The organism is Streptomyces sp. NPDC007164, from assembly GCF_040634135.1.
Lineage (GTDB): Bacteria > Actinomycetota > Actinomycetes > Streptomycetales > Streptomycetaceae > Streptomyces > Streptomyces sanglieri.
On record NZ_JBEYFB010000144.1, the window covers coordinates 1 to 1,658 of the forward strand.

General features: G+C 67.6%; 1 protein-coding gene. It reads right to left on the bottom strand.

From position 1 onward, the window contains the following. Positions 1–160: 160 nt before the first annotated feature. Complete coding sequence (locus ABZ622_RS42060; protein ID WP_360552622.1) at positions 161–1,537, bottom strand: IS1380 family transposase; 1,377 nt, start codon at positions 1,535–1,537, stop codon at positions 161–163. Between the last annotated feature and the right edge of the window lie 121 nt (positions 1,538–1,658).

Genomic DNA, 1,658 nt, shown 5'->3' on the forward strand with positions numbered 1-1,658 from the left:
CCTCGATCTTTCTTGACGGTCCGCCGACGGCGTCGGCGGACCGTTTCGTTTTCGGTGGCGGAGGGCGGGCAGGCCGACAGCCCGAATGTCGCGTCGGGTGAGCGCCGGGTTCCACTGCTCCGGTGGGATGGTGCTCCTCGTAGGGGTGGAAAGTTGCTGGTCAGCCGGGCTTTGGCAGGAGAGCGAGTCGTGCGAGTGCTGTGGTGATCTCGTCGGTCCACGGCCAGTGGCGGGCGAAGCGGAGGATGCGACGCCTGCCAGTCGTGACGAGCTGGGCGGCTGGGGAGAAGAGGCGGAGCCGAAGTCGGCGGGGTTCCCAGAGCCGGGCTTTCCCGGTCAGGGCGAGCATGGGCATCCACGCCAGCAGGTCGAGCGCGATCTGGACGATCTCCAGCCAGACCTTGTTCTGCGCGGTGTCGTGCAGAGGCAGGTTACGCAGTCCCGTCGCGCGGGCGGCCCGGATCCGGTCTTCGGCCCGGGCCCGCAGTCGGTGACGGAGCTCGAGTTCGGTGATGGGACGGCCTGCGGTGTTGGTGGCGAAACAGGTGATCCGCATGCCGTCGGCGTCGGTGATCCTCAACTGGGCCCCGGGATGCGGACGTTCTTTGCGGACAATCAGCCGCATCCCTGTAGGCCAGCCCTCGAGCAAGTCGCCGGTGAGTTCGGCGACCCAGGCCCCATCGCGGACCTCGCCGTCCGACTCGATGGCCGGGGTCCATGCCGATGCCGGGATCTTGAGGACGTGCTGGTGGATGGTTACGTTGATCACCATGCCAACGGAGTAGGACAGCCAGCGCCCGCGCTGGGAGAGCCAGGAGACGAACTCGTGGGTGCCGCCCGCGGAGTCGCAGCGGATGAGGGTCTGTCGTCCGCGCCGGTATTTCTGGGGCAGTTGAGCGAGAGCGAGGCGGGCGGTTGTGATGTGGTCGGCGGCAGTGTTCGAGCCCGCGTTCCCGGGACGGAGGAGAGCGGCGACGGGTTCGCCCGTTCCGCCCGGCCCGTGGTCGACGAACCCCATCAGCGGGTGGTGGCCGTAAGTCTTCTTCCAGGTCGGGGCGGCATCCTGCTTGTCGGAGTGGGAGACGACCAGGACTCCGTCCAAGTCCACGATCACCTGCCCATCGGTGTCCGGTGCCCGATTGCCTGCCAATGTCCAGGCTTTCTGGCGCACTTCAGATCGCGCGGAGCGGATCGCGGTCAGTGCCTTCTCTCCCGCAGCAGCGAGGGTGTTGATCAGGCGGGAGACGGTCGGGTCGGAAGCCACCGGCCCGAACACGGCCGGCTCGGCCCGCAGCATGCCCACATCGGCCAGGCAGTCCCCACCCAACGCGACCGCGAGCGCCACATCGAGCAGGATCTTCCCCGGATCGTGCACCGCCCGCGGCTTGCGCCACGGCGCCAACGCCACCGATATCGCCCTGTCCAGCCCGGTTTTGCGGACAGTCTCGACCATCAGCACGCCGCCGGCCTGGGAGACCACCCCGCGACCAGCGCCCTCGATGTGGACACGCGGGTAGGACCCGATACGCTTCTTCACCTGGGAAGTGCTTCTTTCCTCGCAGCCAACAGGACTCTCGACAAGCCCTATCGTTGCAGGTCAGGAGCACTTCTCGCGTTTGCGATCAACCCTCGGACGGCCTGCTTGGCGAAAGCGCGAG